Origin of the sequence: Sporolactobacillus vineae DSM 21990 = SL153, from assembly GCF_000377985.1 — a bacterium.
Taxonomy (GTDB): domain Bacteria; phylum Bacillota; class Bacilli; order Bacillales; family Sporolactobacillaceae; genus Sporolactobacillus; species Sporolactobacillus vineae.
The window spans coordinates 17640-35174 of record NZ_KB899047.1; the positions used below are offsets into that span (position 1 = coordinate 17640).

The 17535-nt window shown below is 47.8% G+C and carries 19 protein-coding genes; 9 read left to right on the forward strand and 10 right to left on the reverse strand.

Going from position 1 to position 17535, the window contains the following annotated elements; all coding sequences use genetic code 11:
* Position 1 precedes the first annotated feature (1 nt).
* The 3 genes from D889_RS0109065 to D889_RS0109075 form a co-directional block, all read right to left on the reverse strand.
* Positions 2-541 (reverse strand): 2TM domain-containing protein, encoded by a 540-nt coding sequence (locus tag D889_RS0109065; RefSeq protein ID WP_010631753.1) that lies wholly within the window; start codon positions 539-541, stop codon positions 2-4.
* Between the two features lie 126 nt (positions 542-667).
* Positions 668-883 (reverse strand): hypothetical protein, encoded by a 216-nt coding sequence (locus D889_RS0109070; protein WP_010631754.1) that lies wholly within the window; start codon positions 881-883, stop codon positions 668-670.
* Between the two features lie 164 nt (positions 884-1047).
* Positions 1048-1698: a DNA-3-methyladenine glycosylase gene (locus tag D889_RS0109075; RefSeq protein ID WP_010631755.1), complete on the reverse strand. Its 651-nt coding sequence runs from the start codon at positions 1696-1698 to the stop codon at positions 1048-1050.
* Between the two features lie 243 nt (positions 1699-1941).
* Here D889_RS0109075 and D889_RS0109085 point away from each other — a divergent pair, with 243 nt between their 5' ends.
* Both D889_RS0109085 and D889_RS0109090 read left to right on the forward strand, forming a co-directional pair.
* Positions 1942-2364: a DEAD/DEAH box helicase family protein gene (locus tag D889_RS0109085; protein WP_238537636.1), complete on the forward strand. Its 423-nt coding sequence runs from the start codon at positions 1942-1944 to the stop codon at positions 2362-2364.
* Positions 2365-2945: 581 nt separating this feature from the next.
* Positions 2946-3560, forward strand: coding sequence for a GyrI-like domain-containing protein (locus D889_RS0109090; protein WP_010631757.1), 615 nt, complete (start codon positions 2946-2948; stop codon positions 3558-3560).
* 407 nt (positions 3561-3967) lie between these two features.
* On the opposite strand, the gene D889_RS0109095 is transcribed toward D889_RS0109090, so the two are convergent.
* Entirely contained in the window at positions 3968-4498 is a 531-nt protein-coding gene (locus tag D889_RS0109095; RefSeq protein WP_010631758.1) for a hypothetical protein, read from the reverse strand.
* A 528-nt stretch (positions 4499-5026) separates the two neighbouring features.
* Here D889_RS0109095 and D889_RS0109105 point away from each other — a divergent pair.
* Positions 5027-6340, forward strand: a complete 1314-nt coding sequence (locus D889_RS0109105) for a sensor histidine kinase (RefSeq protein ID WP_010631760.1) — start codon at positions 5027-5029, stop codon at positions 6338-6340.
* Between the two features lie 15 nt (positions 6341-6355).
* Positions 6356-7108 carry a response regulator transcription factor gene (locus tag D889_RS0109110; protein ID WP_026039073.1) on the forward strand — a complete coding sequence of 251 codons (753 nt, stop codon included), beginning with the start codon at positions 6356-6358 and terminating at the stop codon, positions 7106-7108.
* 71 nt (positions 7109-7179) lie between these two features.
* Here D889_RS0109110 and D889_RS0109115 read toward each other — a convergent pair whose 3' ends face one another.
* Entirely contained in the window at positions 7180-8373 is a 1194-nt protein-coding gene (locus tag D889_RS0109115; RefSeq protein WP_010631762.1) for an Acg family FMN-binding oxidoreductase, read from the reverse strand.
* Positions 8374-9024, reverse strand: a complete 651-nt coding sequence (locus tag D889_RS0109120; protein WP_010631763.1) for a TetR/AcrR family transcriptional regulator — start codon at positions 9022-9024, stop codon at positions 8374-8376.
* A gap of 139 nt (positions 9025-9163) precedes the next feature.
* Here D889_RS0109120 and D889_RS0109125 point away from each other — a divergent pair, with 139 nt between their 5' ends.
* Complete coding sequence (locus D889_RS0109125; protein ID WP_010631764.1) at positions 9164-9553, forward strand: iron chaperone; 390 nt, start codon at positions 9164-9166, stop codon at positions 9551-9553.
* Positions 9546-10019, forward strand: coding sequence for a universal stress protein (locus tag D889_RS0109130; RefSeq protein WP_010631765.1), 474 nt, complete (start codon positions 9546-9548; stop codon positions 10017-10019). Before D889_RS0109125 ends, D889_RS0109130 begins: the two co-directional genes overlap by 8 nt.
* 74 nt (positions 10020-10093) lie before the next feature.
* On the opposite strand, the gene D889_RS0109135 is transcribed toward D889_RS0109130, so the two are convergent.
* Entirely contained in the window at positions 10094-10663 is a 570-nt protein-coding gene (locus tag D889_RS0109135; protein ID WP_010631766.1) for an NAD(P)/FAD-dependent oxidoreductase, read from the reverse strand.
* 231 nt (positions 10664-10894) lie between these two features.
* Here D889_RS0109135 and D889_RS0109140 point away from each other — a divergent pair, with 231 nt between their 5' ends.
* Positions 10895-11161 carry a glutaredoxin domain-containing protein gene (locus D889_RS0109140; RefSeq protein WP_010631767.1) on the forward strand — a complete coding sequence of 89 codons (267 nt, stop codon included), beginning with the start codon at positions 10895-10897 and terminating at the stop codon, positions 11159-11161.
* 118 nt (positions 11162-11279) lie between these two features.
* Here D889_RS0109140 and D889_RS0109145 read toward each other — a convergent pair whose 3' ends face one another.
* Entirely contained in the window at positions 11280-13319 is a 2040-nt protein-coding gene (locus D889_RS0109145) for a KUP/HAK/KT family potassium transporter (protein WP_010631768.1), read from the reverse strand.
* 244 nt (positions 13320-13563) lie between these two features.
* On the opposite strand from D889_RS0109145, the gene D889_RS0109150 reads away from it, so the two are divergent.
* On the forward strand, positions 13564-13902 hold the full coding sequence (locus D889_RS0109150) for a hypothetical protein (RefSeq protein ID WP_010631769.1): 339 nt from the start codon (positions 13564-13566) through the stop codon (positions 13900-13902).
* A 221-nt stretch (positions 13903-14123) separates the two neighbouring features.
* Here the strand turns inward: D889_RS0109150 and proC are convergent, their stop codons facing one another.
* Complete coding sequence (gene proC / locus D889_RS0109155) at positions 14124-14900, reverse strand: pyrroline-5-carboxylate reductase (protein ID WP_010631770.1); 777 nt, start codon at positions 14898-14900, stop codon at positions 14124-14126.
* Between the two features lie 506 nt (positions 14901-15406).
* On the opposite strand from proC, the gene D889_RS0109160 reads away from it, so the two are divergent.
* Positions 15407-16024 (forward strand): sugar O-acetyltransferase, encoded by a 618-nt coding sequence (locus tag D889_RS0109160; protein ID WP_010631771.1) that lies wholly within the window; start codon positions 15407-15409, stop codon positions 16022-16024.
* A gap of 72 nt (positions 16025-16096) precedes the next feature.
* Here the strand turns inward: D889_RS0109160 and hemG are convergent, their stop codons facing one another.
* The gene (gene hemG / locus D889_RS0109165; protein ID WP_010631772.1) at positions 16097-17485 is read right to left on the reverse strand and encodes a protoporphyrinogen oxidase; all 1389 of its coding nucleotides are present in this window, start codon (positions 17483-17485) and stop codon (positions 16097-16099) included.
* Positions 17486-17535 lie beyond the last annotated feature (50 nt).

A 17535-nucleotide genomic window follows, 5' to 3' on the forward strand; every position in this document is an offset into this window, starting at 1 on the left:
TTTAGCCCCGGGGTTCCTTCTTGGGAAACAAGGTATAGCTGAAACTGTAAATGAAATCGATGGCCACAATAAAGGCCCATTGGAGGGCACGCCATAAGAACATTTCTGTGTTTTGTGGATGGCCGGCAAAATAATGGATCATCAGCATGAGTCCTGAACCGATGGCCCAGGCAAACAAATGACGGTACCAGCCCTGACGTTCCCGCTTTGCCCGTTCTTTGCCAAAGTTATTCTTCTTCCTGGGTTTCGTGCCTCCTGCGAAGCGATACGCAAATTGTCCGTCGGCCCATTTGATAATTTGCGCGCCGAATGCCACACTGACGCCGAGATACACAGCGGCAAGAACATGAGCGAGACCAGCCGCGCCGCCATTTCTCAGGTCGACAAAGGTGGCGATGAGTAAAATCAGATCCAGCACCGGTGTGCAGGCAAGAAAGAATAAACTGAGCTTTTCTTTTTTGAAAATGTACCTGGTGGCTAACCCGAGCTGAATGAACAGCCAGAAACCTGCTTCGTCAGCAACAATGAGCCAGAAAATCATCGGCGCTCCACCCCTCTTCAGCGTATTCGTACACTTGTATTTTATCAGAAGGAGAGCTGAGTCATCCTCTACAAAAATAAAGAGGACCTGCTGCAGCAACTGGCACTAAAGTGGCTGAACGCGACTTCAAAGGCTTTGTTTGAATGGCAGGCTTCGGAGAATACGGACAGTGAAACTGCCCTCCATGACTGGCTGTGGTAATGCTTGCTGCTCAGATTCAGGGAGATCCTTAACGACAATCGCCTTGGATTCTGGTAGATTGATGGGAGTCATGTTGATAATTTTATCAACAGCCTGTGTATCCAAAACGAATTTATTTTTCATTTTCAAATCCGTTGCCATCACTTCATCTCCCTGACGTTTACTCATTTCAATTATATTACCTCAATATGCTTTGATCACCGTTTTAAACATATTGAAGGTCTATTATGCGAATTTTGATTACCAATCCTGATCGATTTTTTCATGGAATTTCTCCAATGTGTTCTTCTCCATGGCATGGGCCATCAGATGTTCCGCCATCCATACGTTTTCAGGTTCATATCGCGTTTCTTCATGCCGGAGACATAGGGATTGCCTCCGACAAAAAAACGATAGGGGTCATAGGTGCTGTTGCCACGCCGACTGACACCGATTCGGGGAGAGGCGACGATATGTTCGGGCTCACGGCCGCCTTCCAGTTCGATAAACAGGGGAGCCGTGCCCATCGGTTTCAGATTCAGCGACTTGTCCAGAATACCGAACGCCTGTGTTAGTCGGCCCGGACCGCTTGTCAGTCCAAAGCCGGTTATTCCCCGGTTTCTTTCCATGATTTCACGGCCGCAATCCGGCTCGGCGGCGCGGATCAGGATCCCCTGCGGTGTGTTCGGATTCTGAGTGATCACATTCAGCATCATGTAGCCGCGCAGCGTAAAAATGTAAATGGTTCCCGGCGGTCCGTACAGCGCTTCATTCGCAGGTGTTCGCCGGCCCTGATAGGCGTGGGCCGTCGAATCCCGCTCCCCAAGATAAGCCTCGGTTTCAACGATATAACCACTCATGATCCCCTGTGGACTGTGATAGACAAGCTGTTTTCCCAGAATCGCCCGGGCGATCTCTTCGGTCGGCCGATGATTGAAGAAGTCGCGGTAGAGTGCCGCTTTTGATGGATGGATCAACGCTATCTGCTCCTGATTAAGTACTTAGTTCATCTTAGCATAGATGCTGCTGCTCAAAACAGGATACGCCGTCACGCGGCTTATTTGTATATCAAAATTGGATCAAATTTAATGGTGCCAATGCAGTATCTATCATATACAATGAAGAAAGAGGGTAAACACGATTCCAATATTGATCGCGGAGAGAAAAAATGTCAGTCGAACATAACGAGCTTGTTTTTGAAAATAGGTTGATCAAGCATCTTGAAAATATTGGCGGAGTTGCGCAGGCATCAATTTGGTATGGATGCCAAAGAAGTCTGCTATATCTGGCATACGACCGGCTCCGGGAAGACGATCAGTTCCTTTAAAGCGGCCTGGCTGGCGTCACGCCTGCCCAATGTCGCTAAGGTCATTTTTCTCGTTGATCGGATTGCGCTGACAAATCAGACCGTTGATGAATACAAGGCATATGACCCAGACTCCGGCGAAAATGGTAAGAACGGTGTCGTTGACGAAACAGCAAATAAGAATGTCCTGAGGCAAAGGCTGAAATCCAAGAGATCCGAAATCATCGTCACATTCACACAGAAAGTGGATGGCCTGGTCCGCCGCGAAAGTTTTAAAAAAATAGATAAACACGTTGTCTTTATCGTTGACTTGCAGCGATTTAAGCTTCTTCAGTGACAAAACTTTTTGACCAGTTCCTTCAGCCAAAATTGCTACTTCATGTTTCTTTCTTGTATTTAAAATTGTTGTGAACACATCAATGTTGTCACATGGTGTTTGAAATACAGGATAAAAGTAACTGATTATGCCCTTTTCTACTAAATGATTCACATTAAATTTAAAAATACCATTGTCCGAACGAGAACGATATGTAGCAAAGTATTTTGGGAGAACAAAATAACCAATATTTTCAGAGGAAGTGACTTGTCTGTCAGCAAAGTAATCTGACTGTAGCATTATTCCTTGCTGTGAAGAAGTCAAAACTGGATACTGATCTTGTACAGTCGTTCTTTCAATATGCTCCTTAATCCTCTCGCCAACTTTACGCTGCTGCCAAACGAGAGGAGCCAGATGCCTGTGATTGATAAGCAAATCCCGGTATGCCACGCTGGAATTTACTTAAACGTTTGTTTACATGAAAGATGAACATTTGTTCCTGATTCTGCTATGCAGAGACGCACTTCATCATTTATATTTGGAATGGGGAAGATGTGTAGCAAAAGGATTCCTTTTATCTCAACCGCTGGAGGACATTGGAAATGGATAAAGTGGATTACAAGAAGAGCTTCAAGGATTTATACTTGCCCAAAAAGCAGCCGGTCATTCTCAATGTACCCGCGATTCATTTTATCGTCGTTGAGGGCAGTGGAGATCCCAATGGTGAAGCATTTGCTCAGGCAACTGCCGCAATTTACTCACTCAGTTACGCAGTGAGGATGTCCTATAAGAGTAAAGACGTTCCCAAGGACTATTATCAGTACACTGTATTCCCGCTTGAAGGGGTCTGGGATCTGGTTGACAAGAGCTTGCCGCCGACGGTCAAAAGTAATTTCAAGTATCAGTTGATGATCCGTCAGCCTGATTTTCTGACCGATGAATTATTCGAGCGGTTTCTCTCCGAAACGAAAAAGAAGAAGCCCAATCCGTTTCTGGATCAGGCGAAATTCCTTGCGATAAATGAAGGCCTATGCTGCCAGATGCTCCATGTCGGAAGCTATGATGACGAACCAGCCAGCTTTGATATTATGGCGCACTACTGTGAGGAAAACGGCTATCAGCGGACGGCGAAAACGCACCGGGAAATATATTTATCGGATCCGCGGCGAGTTGAGGAGAGCAAACGTAAAACGGTTTTACGGTTTAAAGTACAGTGAAGTCAACGTTTGGCTGGTGATCAGTGATCTAGATTTGATCGAGTATATTGTTAGCGGTTTCTCAAATCATGAAATGATGATCGGGGAATGCATGATGGGTGTAACTGTACATAGGGAACTGCATAAAAAGAATCCACCCGGTGTTGCTTTGGTGGATTGATGTTACTTTCTGACAGCTGAAAGTGGGGGAGGCTGTCTTTCATGCAGATCGTAGAAAGTGGATCTACGGTCTAATGACCGGGAAGAGAATTGCACTCTTCGGCTATTCGCTGACGATTTGCCAACGGGTTAACTTCTTCAGCCCGGATAGCACATGATCCATCCAAACTTATATTTTGCCTGGTCTGCCAGCCGATCGATGATGAACTTAATTCAGGAATGTCTGCCTGGCCGTTTCCTGCTGCATACTATTTTTGCTGGATGAAATAATAGATTTGTGTCCCGGGAACAAAACCTTGAGCAAAATTCCAGTTACTGGACTGAGTTTTAATACGGTAGTTATAATGCTTATAATCAAACTCAAAATAGTATTTTTGCTTGTGCGGGCTTTGAAGGGTTATGGTACCATTGGTTCCGCATTTCAAGGCAATTGTGCTGATTTCATCACTCCCTTTCATGGCGGCGTATTTGTTATTCCTTTTTTCAACAATGATGACGCCGAACCCGTACTTTGCTCCCTTGCGCTGAAAGTAATAGGGAATGGCGCGTTCTCCACTATCTGAGTAATCCGTTCCACTCAGTACTCCTTTAATATAAGGCTTGTTCTTTATTAATTCGTGAACAGCCTGGTGCTCGGACGTGTAAAAATGTTCCTTTCCAGCCGAAGAAAGCGTGCCGTAGATGATAAAAGAAACCATCATTATAAGTAAGACCGTGCCAATGAAATAGAAGAATTTCCTCATGTCATACACCTGCCCAAAAGGATACTTTTCTACCATAAGCGTACACTCTGGAAAGTGAATTGCGTAAAAATGTCCGGAACGCATCATAGTCTGTCGCAAACGTTGATTTTAAGGATTTATCCGCAGTCACGATTAGTGATGCTGTTTCCACCAGTTCAGAAATACCTCCCAGATTGAACTGCCGCTGCTTTCAGGTCCGCTACTTTTAATAGTGATTGTGTTTCCGCGATCTATGTGCTCTTGAGCTGCACTGACTGGATTGCCAAAAACCAACGCGAAAGAAAGGGTAACAAGAATCAATATCAGCTTTGTCTTATTATGATGGAGCATACAGCCCACCTCCTTTAAGACAAGAATATACTTTAAGAGAGCAAATGAGTGAAAAGTGTCCGGAACGCATGATTTTCCGTCCGGAACGCTGGTGCTCTGACTCTTGACAATCGATCTGTTCCGGGATCTGTACGCATAGGCTACTGGTGCATTATGGAAAGGCGTATGTTATGATCGAGAAGAAATAGGGGAACAGGCTTATAGATTTATCACGTTTTTAAAGAGGGTGCATGCATGCTTATCAACCCTTTTGAACTGTTTGTCCTGGATGCGGTCAATATGCTGATCATCCTTGGCGCTCAGGATTATCTGTATGGAATAGCGAAGAGCGAAAAGAGAATCCTCTTAAAGATACTTACCTGCCTCCTTGCACTTTTCGGGATGGTCTTCTCCGACGGGCTCGGCTGGATTATCTTTTTTCTCGGCGTGTTTGTTCTGTTCTTTAAGTCAAACGACCGGCAGCGCTATTTTCTGAATATAGTACTGCTCGTAATCAATAATGTTATCGCATCCAATCTGTCGGCGGGTATCATCATTCGGCTATTTCAGATAACCCCGCAGAATTCGCTTCGAACTTATACATGGACTGTTTTAGGGGTGAGGGTGCTCACCCTTGTGCTCATCTTCACGGTGATTACGCTTCTGATTAAATGGCTGATCAGCAGCCGCTTTTTTCAAGCATTGCTGAACGATCCGAATTCCCGCTTTGCTGTTCAGGCCATCGCTCTTACCTGTCTTCTGATTCAGATTATTGACCTGGCAGCCAAGCACTACGGCGTGCTGGTGGCCTATCTCGGGCTAACGGTCATGCTCTTCATCCTTTTAGCCGTATTCAGCGTTGCGATCCTCTATTTTTATTTCCGGACGCGTCGGAAAGAGCAGGATATACGGCTGGAGATTGAGCAGAAACGGATCTATGAACGCTATTTAAAAGATCTGGAAGAGAACTTCAATCTGCTCCGGTCTTTTAAACATGACTATCAGAATCTGCTGCTGTCGATGGAGATGTACATCGAGGAAAAGGATCTTGATGGGCTGCAGCGCTATTTCAATGAGCTGAAGATCAGCAGCAACAGGGAACTTAACCAAATTCCTGAATATTATAAAGCGCTGACGGCCGTCTCGGATAAAGCAGTGAAAGGGATTCTGCTTGCGAAAATTGTTAAAGCGAACGATTCAGGTGCTGCCGTATCACTCGAGGTGACCGGGACCCCGTCATTCCCGGAAAAAGATTACGAAATGGTCCGGATCCTCGGCATCCTGCTCGATAACGCCATCGAAGCCAGCATGCAGTCTGATAAGCCAATAATTCGGGTCGCAATCATCGCAAAGAAAGACGACGTGGAATTATCGATCGCCAATAGTTATCGACGGGACGGAGAAATCGAGATCAACAGGATTTTTCAGCGCGGCTATACAACGAAGAAAGATAATTCAGGTATCGGTCTCTATACGGTCAAGCAAATCATCGATCATCATCCGGATATGTTTCTGGAAGCCGAAAAGGATCCGGCGCTGTTCAAAATCACTGTAGCCATCTCGGGCTGAAGGTCGCTGAGTGTTGTGCTTCATATTTACCTATGCGAAGATAATCAGCAACAATTGAATGTATATGCGCAGATCGTAAACAATCAGATCATGATCTTTGAATACGATGCACGCGTCGTCGAAAAAACCGGTGATCCTGCGGAGATCGTCACCGCCGTCAGGAAGAACAGGGAACAGGGCGGCCTTTATTTGCTTGATATTGAGTTTGCGGGACAGCTTGTTAGTGGTCTTGATCTCGCGGTGATGATACGAACACTTGATGTCACGGCCAAAATCATTTTTGTGACCACACACTCGGAAATGGCTTTTCTGACGTTTAAAAGAAAAGTGGAACCGTTTGATTATATTCTAAAGGATCAGGGCTTCCATTCAGTGAAGAAGCAGCTTGAAGAGGATCTGCGCCTTGTCTGGCAGCGGACGAATGAGGCGGGGAAAAAGCTGGGTACGTTCTTTTCTTACCATATGGGTAATCTTGTTCGCCGCATTCCGATGGATGAGTTGCTGTTCGTGGAAACTTCCGCCGCGCCGCATCGGCTGATTGCCCATGCTGTTCATGCTCAGAGTCAGTTTAATGGCAACCTGGCGGAGATTGAGCGCGAGTATCCCGAGCTCTTTCGCTGCCATAAATGTTTTCTCATTAATCTGGACAACGTTGTGAACGTCGATATAAGTACACGCACTGTCGAGTTCATCAATCACCTCAAATGCGATGTGGCATTGAGGAGGATCAGGCAGCTGAAGCAAATCCTTAGCCGGCATCCCGAATAAGTTGTCCGGCAACGCTAAGCTGGATAAAAAAAACACTCGATTCATCAGTGTGAATCATGTGCCTCTTTTGATTACTTCCGGACCAGATCCATCACATCGCGCCGCATGCTTTGCGGCACATTCTGAGTCGGAGTGCCGACCCGGACAAGCATCTGGATGGTTTGTCCGTCCGGTGCATATTTGTCATGGATGGCTGCGTATTGCTTTTGCATCTCCGGGTACTCTTCCAGTGCCTGGCTGACCGGTTGTACAGCGAGGCCGAGACGCGAAGCAGTCAGGTTCAGGCGGCTATAAACCATGCCGCTCCGGACCTGGTCTGACCGGCTGTTGCTGGCGGATAAAATCATTGCGTAGGCAGGGGTGTGCGCCAGCTCGGTGCGCGTCGACTGAATCATCAGATCAGAAGCCGCACTGCTGCTGTTCAGGAAGGGAAGAAGCGTGATCAGACCCTGCATGAAGTAGAGTTTGAGTCCGGATGTGCCCTGACCTTCGAAAGAGAATCCATGGCGTGTCTGATTCTTCTGGTACTCATTCGCTCTGAAAATCGCTCCGGCTTCTTTCATGACCCGAGCAGTATGCGCCTCAATAACAGCGCTGTCGAGAGCAATTTTTCCCAGAGCATTGACGCTTTTCTGATCGTCATAAACAATGGTTTTGACATCGGTTGCTTGCAGCGCTTCGAAGGCCCCTTTCTGCGCTGAGGTTAAAGGCGTTGGCCGGTAAGCTGTCCGGTTTGTATCGGGAATGTAGACAGCATCAAAGAGTGGGTTCTTTTGTGCCGCCGCACGTCCCAAAGTGATTTTGGCGACAGGCTTTGCGGTCATGCTCTGCGCCAGATGCTGCTCATCATAAGTGCCGTCCGGAAACAGATCGATCGTCGCCGGATAACCGAGCGCCTGCCCGGCAACAGAAACGTATTCCAGAAAAGTACCCTGGGTGACCATCATCTGGCGGGCATCCGGATCGGCCATCGGCGACATCCGGTCGGCATCGGCGTACAGGTAAAACACATTTGCATTGCCGCGGTCCAGCCTGATGATCCACGGCTGCATGTTGTGGCCGTTGGCGGCGAGCAGACCGTATGCCACCAGGCGGATGCGCGGATCGCTGAAACGCTTCGCGTATTGTTTATCCCATGGCTGCAGATAGTGGCGCGGCTGCAGCCAGCCGCCGGCGATGAAGAGCGCGGTTGAGGCAAGCAATAAGAGAGCAAGCAGGCTGGATATGCTGATGACAACCATTTTTTTCACCTTGTTTCGATACATTTAAAAGGCACCTCCGGGATCGCTGCAAATCGATCGAATGATGAAGGCAATCGCCTGGTCGGTCAGCGACCGGGCTGAGACGTTATGAATCGTTTCGAGGTAATTCTTTTTTACGCTAGCGGTATTCAGAATGCCGTACAGGCAGGACCACAGGATCAGTGCAGTCTGCACCGCACCGGTGTCGCGCCGGAAAACACCTGAATCCTGCCCTTCTTCGATCAGGCCGACCAGTTTTCCAAAGACCTGTTCACCGAGGGCATAGCATTCTTCTCTGGATGCATCGGGAACGCCGGTTTCAAAGTCGGAGGAACTGTTTTCATAGGAAAAGATGGCAGTGAAGTAGTTCGGATACTGTGTGCTGAAACGGTCGATCGTATACGCCATCTGCTTCAGACGGTCAAGAACCGGCAGCGGGTGCGGGGCTTCCTCCAGCATGGCGATCAGCTGTCTGTAGCCCCGAATCATGATTTCAAAGTAGATCTGTTCTTTGCTGCTGAAGTAGACATAGAGCGTGCGTTTGCTGATCTGGGCTGTATGACACAGGTCATCCATTGTCGTCTGCGCCGGTCCCTTTGAGAAAAACAGCTGCTCTGCTGCATCAATGATCGTTCTTCTGCGGATTTCTTTACCCTGTGCTCTTTTTGAAACCAAGGGGAGCCTCCTTAATAAAAGTAAACCAATAGTTTACTTTTATTATTCAATGATTGCCGCTTCCTGTCAATGCATAATGAAAAAAAGATGGATTCTTGGTATGATTAAACATAGCCGGAACACTTAAGGAGTGGGTTGCATGACCGTTTTTGCAGATTATCTGGCACGCATTGACCAGCCTGAACACCAGGAACGAATGGAGAAGGTTCTAGCCTGGGTCACAGAGCAATTCCCGGAACTGAAACCGAGAATTGCGTGGAATCAGCCGATGTTTACCGATCACGGGACGTTCATTATCGGTTTCAGTGTGGCGAAGCATCATTTCGCAGTGAGTCCGGAGCTTGCCGGGATTAGTCATTTTTCCGACGAGATCAAGAAAGCCGGTTATGAGCATACAAAGATGCTGATCCGATTTCCGTGGGACCGTCCGGTGGATTTCTCCTTGCTTGAAAAAATAATTGCCTTTAATATTCAGGATAAAGCAGACTGTGCGACGTTCTGGCGGAAGAGAGGGAATACAGATGACTGAATCATCACCAGATTCTCAGAAGGTGAATGAAGAACCCATGTATCACAGAATCCTTGTTGCCGTGGATGAATCGAAAGAAGCCGAAAGAGCATTCCGGGCAGCGATTGATCTGGCAAAGAAGTATCACTCTTCCCTGCTGATTGTCTCGTTTTTAAACACCTCATCACTTGAAGCGCTGAAGACGTTTACGTCGCAAATCCATGCGATGCGGGCGGAAATTGCGCAAAGGGCAGACCATTTTAAGCAGAGAGCACAAGACAGCGGTGTGAAAGAAGTCATGTGTTATACGGACGAGGATTCACCGGGTTCGGCGATCATTGAAAAGGTGCTGCCTCAGTATCATTGTGATCTGATTGTCTGCGGAGCAACAGGAACCAGCAGGCTGGACCGTTTTCTGATTGGGATCGGCAGCCAGTCTTCTTATCTTGCAAGGCTGGCTCCCTGCTCAGTGCTCATCGTCCGGTGATTCAATAAAAAACCGGGGGCAGGCGTATGGATTCGCCATACGCCTGTCCCCAGTTTAACTTTTTCCATTTATCTTTATTTTGCCGGCAGTTTGTCGTGATCCACGTAGCGTTCGCCTTTGAGCTCGCTAATCAGATTGATCGCCTTTTTGGCGCCGTCGCCGCTTGTCACGATTGTGTGGACACTGACACCGGCGGCAACACCGGCCGCCCAGATTCCGTCAATGTTTGTGTGGCCGGCTTCATCGGCTTCGATGACGGTTTTGACATACTTCTCGCGGCCGTCCTTTGTTTTCAAACCGATGGCCTGAGCAAGCTTCGCATTCGAACCGGTCGCCAGAATCACCTGCTTCGCGGAATAAGTGCTGCCTTCCTCTGTCTGCAAGTCAAATGACTCAGCATTTTTGCTTACATTTGTCACCTGGGCTTTGACAAACTCGGTGCCGAAGCGTTCCGCCTGCTTTTTCCCGGTCTTGACAAGCTCCGCTCCACTTGTCTCCTCAATGCCGTAATGATTTTTGAGCAACGCACGTTGCGTCAATCCTTTTTCATTATCGATCACCAGTGTTTTCAGTCCCGCTTTGCTTGTGAAGATGGCGGCACTCTGACCGGCCGGCCCGCCGCCAACGATGACTACATCATACATATGACGTTCCTCCATTTCAAAAATGAACTTTCTATGTCTATGATAACCATTTTCGAAAGTGAAAGCTTGTATCTTGCTTTCGACGGGCAGGGAATCACCAAAAAGGATAAGGGTTGCTGATACGGTCTTTTCACCCTTTTATTTATCATTTGTCCGTCTGGTATTACAATAAAGGGGAAGTCCGGAGCCCGGACAATGTCAGGATCGCTAAAATCTGAGGAGGAGATCAGTTTGATTAAAGTTTATGGATCAAAGCTTTGCCCCGACTGCCGGAATACCATTGTCCAGTTTGACGAGGCCGGGATAAACTACAAATTTTTTGATATCTGTACCGATTTGTCTTTACTGAAAGAATTTCTGAGTATTCGAGATCACAGCACGCTGTTCGATCAGGTCAAAAAGAATAAAGGCCTTGGCATTCCCTGCATCATTCTTGAAGACGGAACGGTCACGTTAAATCCGGAAGACGTGGTAAAAACGAAGACCGTCAGTCGGTGAATGAAAAAAGAATCATGATCATATAAAAAGAACCTTATCTGATTTTTTCAGAATAAGGTTCTTTGTTTTACTGATGTTCCTTATTGAGCACTCATGCGGAATCTTTGAAAACCCGCCCTTATTTCTTCGGCTCTTCTTTCTTCACCGAATGACGGACTTCAAGCTGGCTGAGTCGCAATACTTCCGGATCATAGAGAATCAGAGGAACCGGTTCTTCGACAACTTCACTGAATTTCAGACCATACCACACGGCCGGGGAGGTTGTGATATTCTGCAGGAAGATCCGTCCGCCGATCAGGAAATGGTCGATCCGGCTCATTTGCGAGTCACTGGCCAGATCCATTAGTTGTTTGGTTGTGATCACGAATTTGAAATCGCCGACCCGCCGGTTTTTAAGTGTCGTGTATTTCGGATACTGAGTATCGATCACTTTCTGATCAATGAGGTCATTGACGATCTGGCGGATAAAGACATTGACATGCTGCGAATTTTTAAATCCGATGTAGAGCTGGACGCTGATGATGTTGCGCGTGCCGAGCATATCCACCGTGTATTGATTCGTATAGGGTGCATCCGTTTCATTAACGGTAACGAACCAATAAACCTTTGCCCGTTTCGGACGTTTGTCGAGAATCGAGTACAGGACGGTTCGTTTGAGGCTGTAGCCTTTCCCAACCTTGGTGAGGTAAACCAGGTTTGTGGCATAAAGCGGTTCGGCATCATCGTGGCTCAGCTGAATCAGCTGCTTCCGGTAATCCATCAGTGAAACATATTCGCTGGCCTTCTCGTATTTATCCCGCTCTTTATTACCGAAGTACCAGATGACCATGACAGATAAAATCAAAAGGGTAATCAGTATCGTCAGGTAACCGCCATGAACGAACTTGACCAGGCTGGCGAGAAAGAAGAGCGTCTCGATCAGCCCGAAGAAGAGCACCATACAACCGGCCACAAGTGTATTAATCTTCATCCGAAGATACTCAAAAAGCAGTAACGTGGTCATCAGCATGGTCATGGTAATGGCCAGGCCATAAGCAGCCTCCATATGTTGGGATGTCTGGAATAACCAGACAATGCCAAGCGTAAAGAGACAGAGCAGCCAATTGACTGTTGAGATATAAATCTGATTCCGGATGTTACTCGGATGGCTGATCCGCATTCTTGGCAGAAATTTTAAACCAATAGCTTCATTCACCAGTGTGTAGCTTCCGGTGATCAATGCCTGGGAAGCGATGATTGCGGCCAGAGTTGCAATCACAATAGCGAAGATGCGTAATTGCGCCGGAAGCATTTCATAAAAAGGATTGATATTCGCCCAATTGCGAAAGGCGGCATCCTGATAGTGGCCGATCACCCAGGCACCCTGACCCAGATAGCTGAGCATAAGCATCAGGCAGACAAACGGCCAGCTGCCATAAATATTTTTCCTGCCGACGTGTCCCATGTCCGAATAGAGAGCTTCCGCACCGGTTGTGGCGAGGAAAACACTCCCGAGAATAAACACGCCGACTTTATTTACAGGACTGAACAGAAGAGAAATGGCGTAATAGGGCGATAAGGCTTTTAAAATTTCCGGATGTGCCCATAAGTTCGTCAGGCCGACAAGGCCGATAAAAAGAAACCATGCCAGCATAATCGGCCCCAAAGATCGGCCGATCACAAACGTTCCGAAGTGCTGGATCAAAAAGAGACCCAATAAGATGACGGTGACCACAAGAACGACAATCAGCTGACTGTTACTGAATTTCAGCGGGCCGAACTGTTGCCCCTTTAAGCCTTCGACGGCCGAGGTAACGGACACAGCCGGAGTCAGCGTTCCATCTGCCAGCAAGGCTGCGCCGCCGATCAGAGCCACAGGAACCAACCAGCGTGCACGGTTGCGGATCAGGGCATATAGGGCAAAAATACCGCCTTCCTGATTATTATCTGCCCGCATGGCAATGCCGACATATTTGACGGTGGTGATCACCATCAGGGTCCAGAAGATCAGTGAAACGGCACCGGTAATATATTCAGGTACGGCATTCTGCATTTTTCCGGCGTCCGTGATAATCGCGTTCATAACATACAGTGGTGACGTTCCGATGTCCCCGTAGACTATGCCCAGTGTCACCAGCATTCCTGCAAGGGAGCAGCGATTAACCGTTTTGTTTTCCATGAAAATTAGGCTCCTTATTGATCTTCAGAAAGTAATGCTAACCAAATTTCTAGGTTAAGTAAAATTGTATTAAATTTCCTGTTTATCGTTGTTTGTCGCCAGACAATCTGTGATGATCACTTAGCCTGCCAACCCTTCGTAACCAGGTGTATCCTCTTGAACAATGGGCATTCGCCGTTGAATATGGATAGATAACTACATACATTAACCTTGTCGTTAATCTTAACAAGGAGTGATCATTCCGATGAGTTATGATTTTTATGACCCGTATCGGGCGAATCAAAACCCGAATTACACGAATCCTTACAACCTGCCAACACCGATGCCGAACCTCAATCTGAACCCTATGCCGTATGCCAGTCCTAATCCGAATTTAAGCCCGTATGCCAATCCTAACCCGAAACCTGCCCCGGGTCCGAAGAGCCTGAAGGATACGGTGCTTTCTGCTGTTGATCCCGCAGTGAAACACGGCCTTAAAGAGGGAAAGTATACCTCGTTTCCGCATGCACTGCGTGAGACGGCAGCGATTGCCTATCTCATGGGCATGGGGTTACCCCTTTGCCAGGGCAAAACAAACGGTTGAGTCATGGGAAATTGATGAAATGTTTTACGGTCATGAGTCTTTTTGATTGAAGAAAGGTCATCCATCCCATTTTCAGGTTGCAGAGTGACAAACTTTTGTTAATAATCATGCATCTGCATTCAGTTGCAATAATTAAAAAAGCGGTCCGGTTTTCATTGGAAAACAGAGCCGTTTTTGTCTTGTCTCCTGAAATGGATGGCAGACATTATCATTTCGCATTTTTAACCATTATTGGCTGCTGTGATGGCTTCGATAACGGCATTTCTGAATCCGTTTTTTTCCAGTGCGGCAATACCCTTGATCGTTGTCCCGCCCGGAGAAGTAACGGCGTCTTTTAAAACCGTCGGATTCTCACCGGACTTAAGAGCCAGCTTAGCAGTGCCGAGCAGTGTCTGTTCGGCAACCTCATAGGCTTGTTTTCGCGGCAGTCCGTGCAGGACACCGGCGTCGCTTAGCGCTTCGATAAAGACATCGATGAATGCCGGGCTGCAGCCGGCGACGGTTCCGAGGATACCAAGCTGATCGTCGGTTGTCTCAACAATTTTTCCAAGTTTGCTGAGAAACTGGTTGATCAGCGATTTATCTGCATCGCTGAGCTTGCTGCCGTAGCTGACGCCGATCACGCCTTCACCGACACTCACCGGGGTGTTGGGAATGGCGTGTGCGACGGTGATCTGATCACCCAGCGCTTGCTGCATACCGGCAATCGAGGAGGCGGCAGCAACGGAAATGACACTATTTTTTTTCGTAACGATCTGACTGAGTTGCTTAAAGACAGTCTCAAGTGCGCTGGTACCGACCGCGACGACGATGATCCGGCAGGCTTTAAAATCCTGGTATCGGTCGGTCAAAGTGAACTTCAGCTTTTCCTGCAGTCCGGCGGCAGTTCCGTGTGTACCCCCCTTAACAACAATGTCTCCGGGATCCGTCCCGCTGCCGATCAGGCCTTCGATCATGGCACCGCCCATACTGCCGGCACCGATAAAACCTATGGTCATGAATGTTCTTCCCTTCTGAATCGTACATAGGATGTCTTGAAAAAGTGATTTTTACTACTATAACATTACCTTTCTATTGTATACAGTAATCAATGTGACAGCAAAGAGCATCCTCATTCACTATGTCTGATTCCAAACAATTTTAAAAGCGGTGAAGTTATTGGAATAAATAGCCGGATGTTCTGCCTATTTCAGATTGCTTCCCTGTAGATTCTCTCGTCTTCGGGAAATTGAGGAGGTATACTGGAATTATCGAATTTAATGGGTTAATTTTGTAAATCCGTTTAAAAGCATTGCGATCCTCGGCGGAAGCGACAGGGTAAGCCGATTTGTGGCACAAAAAGCATTCGAAAGAGGGTATCAGGTTCGGATGCTTACATGGAATCCGCAACCGTCAACTGTGCCCGACGGCTGTATCGAACTGAGAAAAGGAGATGCTCAGGATCTTTTCGCCGTTCGGGAATTGCTTACGGGATGTGATGCGGTGAGCCAAAGGAGGGATGGCCATGGCAACTGATAAGGAAAGGATGCTGGCCGGTAAACTTTATAGAGCCGGCGGGAGAGAATTGGCCGGGGATATGAAAAAGGCCAGGGTACTTACCCGATTGTTTAATAACAGCACCGAAGAACAGCAGGAGTACCGCACTGAATTACTCAGAAAACTTTTTGAAGCGACGAAGAAGAATGTGTATATCGAGCCTCCATTTCACTGTGATTATGGCTGCCATATCACTATAGGAAACAATTTTTACGCAAATTATGATTGCATCATTATTGATGTTGCACCGGTCGTTATCGGGGATAATGTACTCTTCGGACCAAGAGTCGGCCTGTACACAGCGGGGCATCCAATTGACGCGGGTGTTCGCAATTCACAGCTGGAGTATGGGAAATCTATCAAGATCGGCGATAATGTCTGGATTGGCGGCAATGCAGTCATCAATCCAGGGGTGACCATCGGCAACAATGTCGTGATCGGTTCGGGATCGATTGTGACTCAGGATATTCCCGATAATGTCGTTGCTGTGGGGGATCCATGCAGGGTGTTACGGAAAATAACGGATGAGGACAAGAAATTATGGCAGGCGCAAAAGGCTGAGTATGACAGAGACATTGACCGGTGACGGTCCTGTCATACTCAGCCTTCTCGATTAGTCCGGACAGACTCATCGTATCATTGAAATTCACCAGAGCAATCAGGACGTTGCCGCGGTATCTGCATGTTTTTTCAGCTGATTCGAAACGTCTTCGGCCACGTGCATGGCATTATCGACGCAATCCGGCAGTCCGACACCGTGCAGCATCGCACCGCAGGCATACACGCCGTCGATCTTCGCCAGTGCCTGCTCAAATGCCTGCACCCGCTCGTTATGATTCACCGTATATTGCGGCATATTGTCGATTTGACGGGTGATCACTGAAAATAGCGGCGTACCGACGCGGCCCACCCGGCGCAAATCATTCAGTGCTTTTGCTTCAATGAACGAATCGTTCTCACCGACGATATCGGCATTTTCAGCTGTGCCGACATAAGTACGGATCAGCGTGCAGTCTTTAGGCGCAGTATAGGACCATTTATGGTCCATCCAGCTGCACGCGGTAATGTTCAGGCCTTCTTTCCGGGAGACGACATAGCCTGTCCCGTCCGGCGTGTCCACATCTTCTTTTTTAAAGGCGAGCACGACAGTCGCGGTGGTTGTCCGTTTATCACGGCTCAACGCCCGGGCTTCGTCAAAATCAAGCAGGGGTCCGAACTGTTTCGGCGAGCTTGCCAGGATAACGGCGTCGGCTGATCGTACGCTGCCGTCCGCCAGTGTGACCTGCCCCGGACGAATGCGGGTGACGGGCGTGTTCAATTGAATGTCATCTGCGTAGGAAGCGAGTTTGTTCACCAGAACGTCGAGCCCGCAGGACAGAGATAAAAATCGTCCGGCCGATTTCTTTGAAGCACCTGCCTGCTTCGGCGGCTGAATACTTTTCATGCCCAGAATGAGGCTCCTGTGTTTCTTCTCGATGGCCGCAAACTGCGGCAGCGTCGCCTTCAGGCTCATGTCGGCAAGATCACCGTTGTAGATTCCCGACAGCAGCGGTTCGATCATATTGGTAACCAGTTCAGATCCGAGCCGTTTCTGGAAGAAATCCCGCAATGAAATATCCTTATCTTTATAGACATGCGGAATGAACAGATCCAGAGCGGCGCGGAGTTTTCCAATCGGGCTGATCAGGCCGGTAGTGACCATCGGCAGCATACGGGTCGGAATCCCCATAACGGACCCTTTCGGCATTTTTCTGAGCTTTTTATTCACATAGATATAATAAGTACCTGGGCTGGAATGTACCAGTTTGTCTCCGAGACCGACCTCTTTGATCAGATTCGTCAAGGTCGGTTTGCGTGCCATGTAGCCTTCAGGTCCGCATTCAATGACAAATCCGTCGCGGCGTACGGTACGGATTTTTCCTCCGATTCGGTCTGAGGATTCCAGCAGTGTGACGCTGGCTTCGGGCATCTGTTTTTTTATGTAGAAAACCGCAGCCAGTCCGGAAATCCCGGCACCGACGACAATAACTCTTTGTTTCTCAGACATGGGCAACCTCCTGTTTTACGGCTTGTTCCCAAATTCACATAATAAATCTT

Coding starts and splice junctions, on each gene's coding strand:
- D889_RS0109090 (WP_010631757.1), top strand. CDS start 2,946: ATGGATAAAGTGGATTACAAGAAGAGCTTCAAGGATTTATACTTGCCC.
- D889_RS0109095 (WP_010631758.1), bottom strand. CDS start 4,498: ATGGTAGAAAAGTATCCTTTTGGGCAGGTGTATGACATGAGGAAATTC.
- D889_RS0109115 (WP_010631762.1), bottom strand. CDS start 8,373: ATGTATCGAAACAAGGTGAAAAAAATGGTTGTCATCAGCATATCCAGC.
- proC (WP_010631770.1), bottom strand. CDS start 14,900: ATGACCATAGGTTTTATCGGTGCCGGCAGTATGGGCGGTGCCATGATC.
- D889_RS0109130 (WP_010631765.1), top strand. CDS start 9,546: ATGACTGAATCATCACCAGATTCTCAGAAGGTGAATGAAGAACCCATG.
- D889_RS0109135 (WP_010631766.1), bottom strand. CDS start 10,663: ATGTATGATGTAGTCATCGTTGGCGGCGGGCCGGCCGGTCAGAGTGCC.
- D889_RS0109105 (WP_010631760.1), top strand. CDS start 5,027: ATGCTTATCAACCCTTTTGAACTGTTTGTCCTGGATGCGGTCAATATG.
- D889_RS0109150 (WP_010631769.1), top strand. CDS start 13,564: ATGAGTTATGATTTTTATGACCCGTATCGGGCGAATCAAAACCCGAAT.
- D889_RS0109145 (WP_010631768.1), bottom strand. CDS start 13,319: ATGGAAAACAAAACGGTTAATCGCTGCTCCCTTGCAGGAATGCTGGTG.
- hemG (WP_010631772.1), bottom strand. CDS start 17,485: ATGTCTGAGAAACAAAGAGTTATTGTCGTCGGTGCCGGGATTTCCGGA.
- D889_RS0109160 (WP_010631771.1), top strand. CDS start 15,407: ATGGCAACTGATAAGGAAAGGATGCTGGCCGGTAAACTTTATAGAGCC.
- D889_RS0109125 (WP_010631764.1), top strand. CDS start 9,164: ATGACCGTTTTTGCAGATTATCTGGCACGCATTGACCAGCCTGAACAC.
- D889_RS0109065 (WP_010631753.1), bottom strand. CDS start 541: ATGATTTTCTGGCTCATTGTTGCTGACGAAGCAGGTTTCTGGCTGTTC.
- D889_RS0109070 (WP_010631754.1), bottom strand. CDS start 883: ATGGCAACGGATTTGAAAATGAAAAATAAATTCGTTTTGGATACACAG.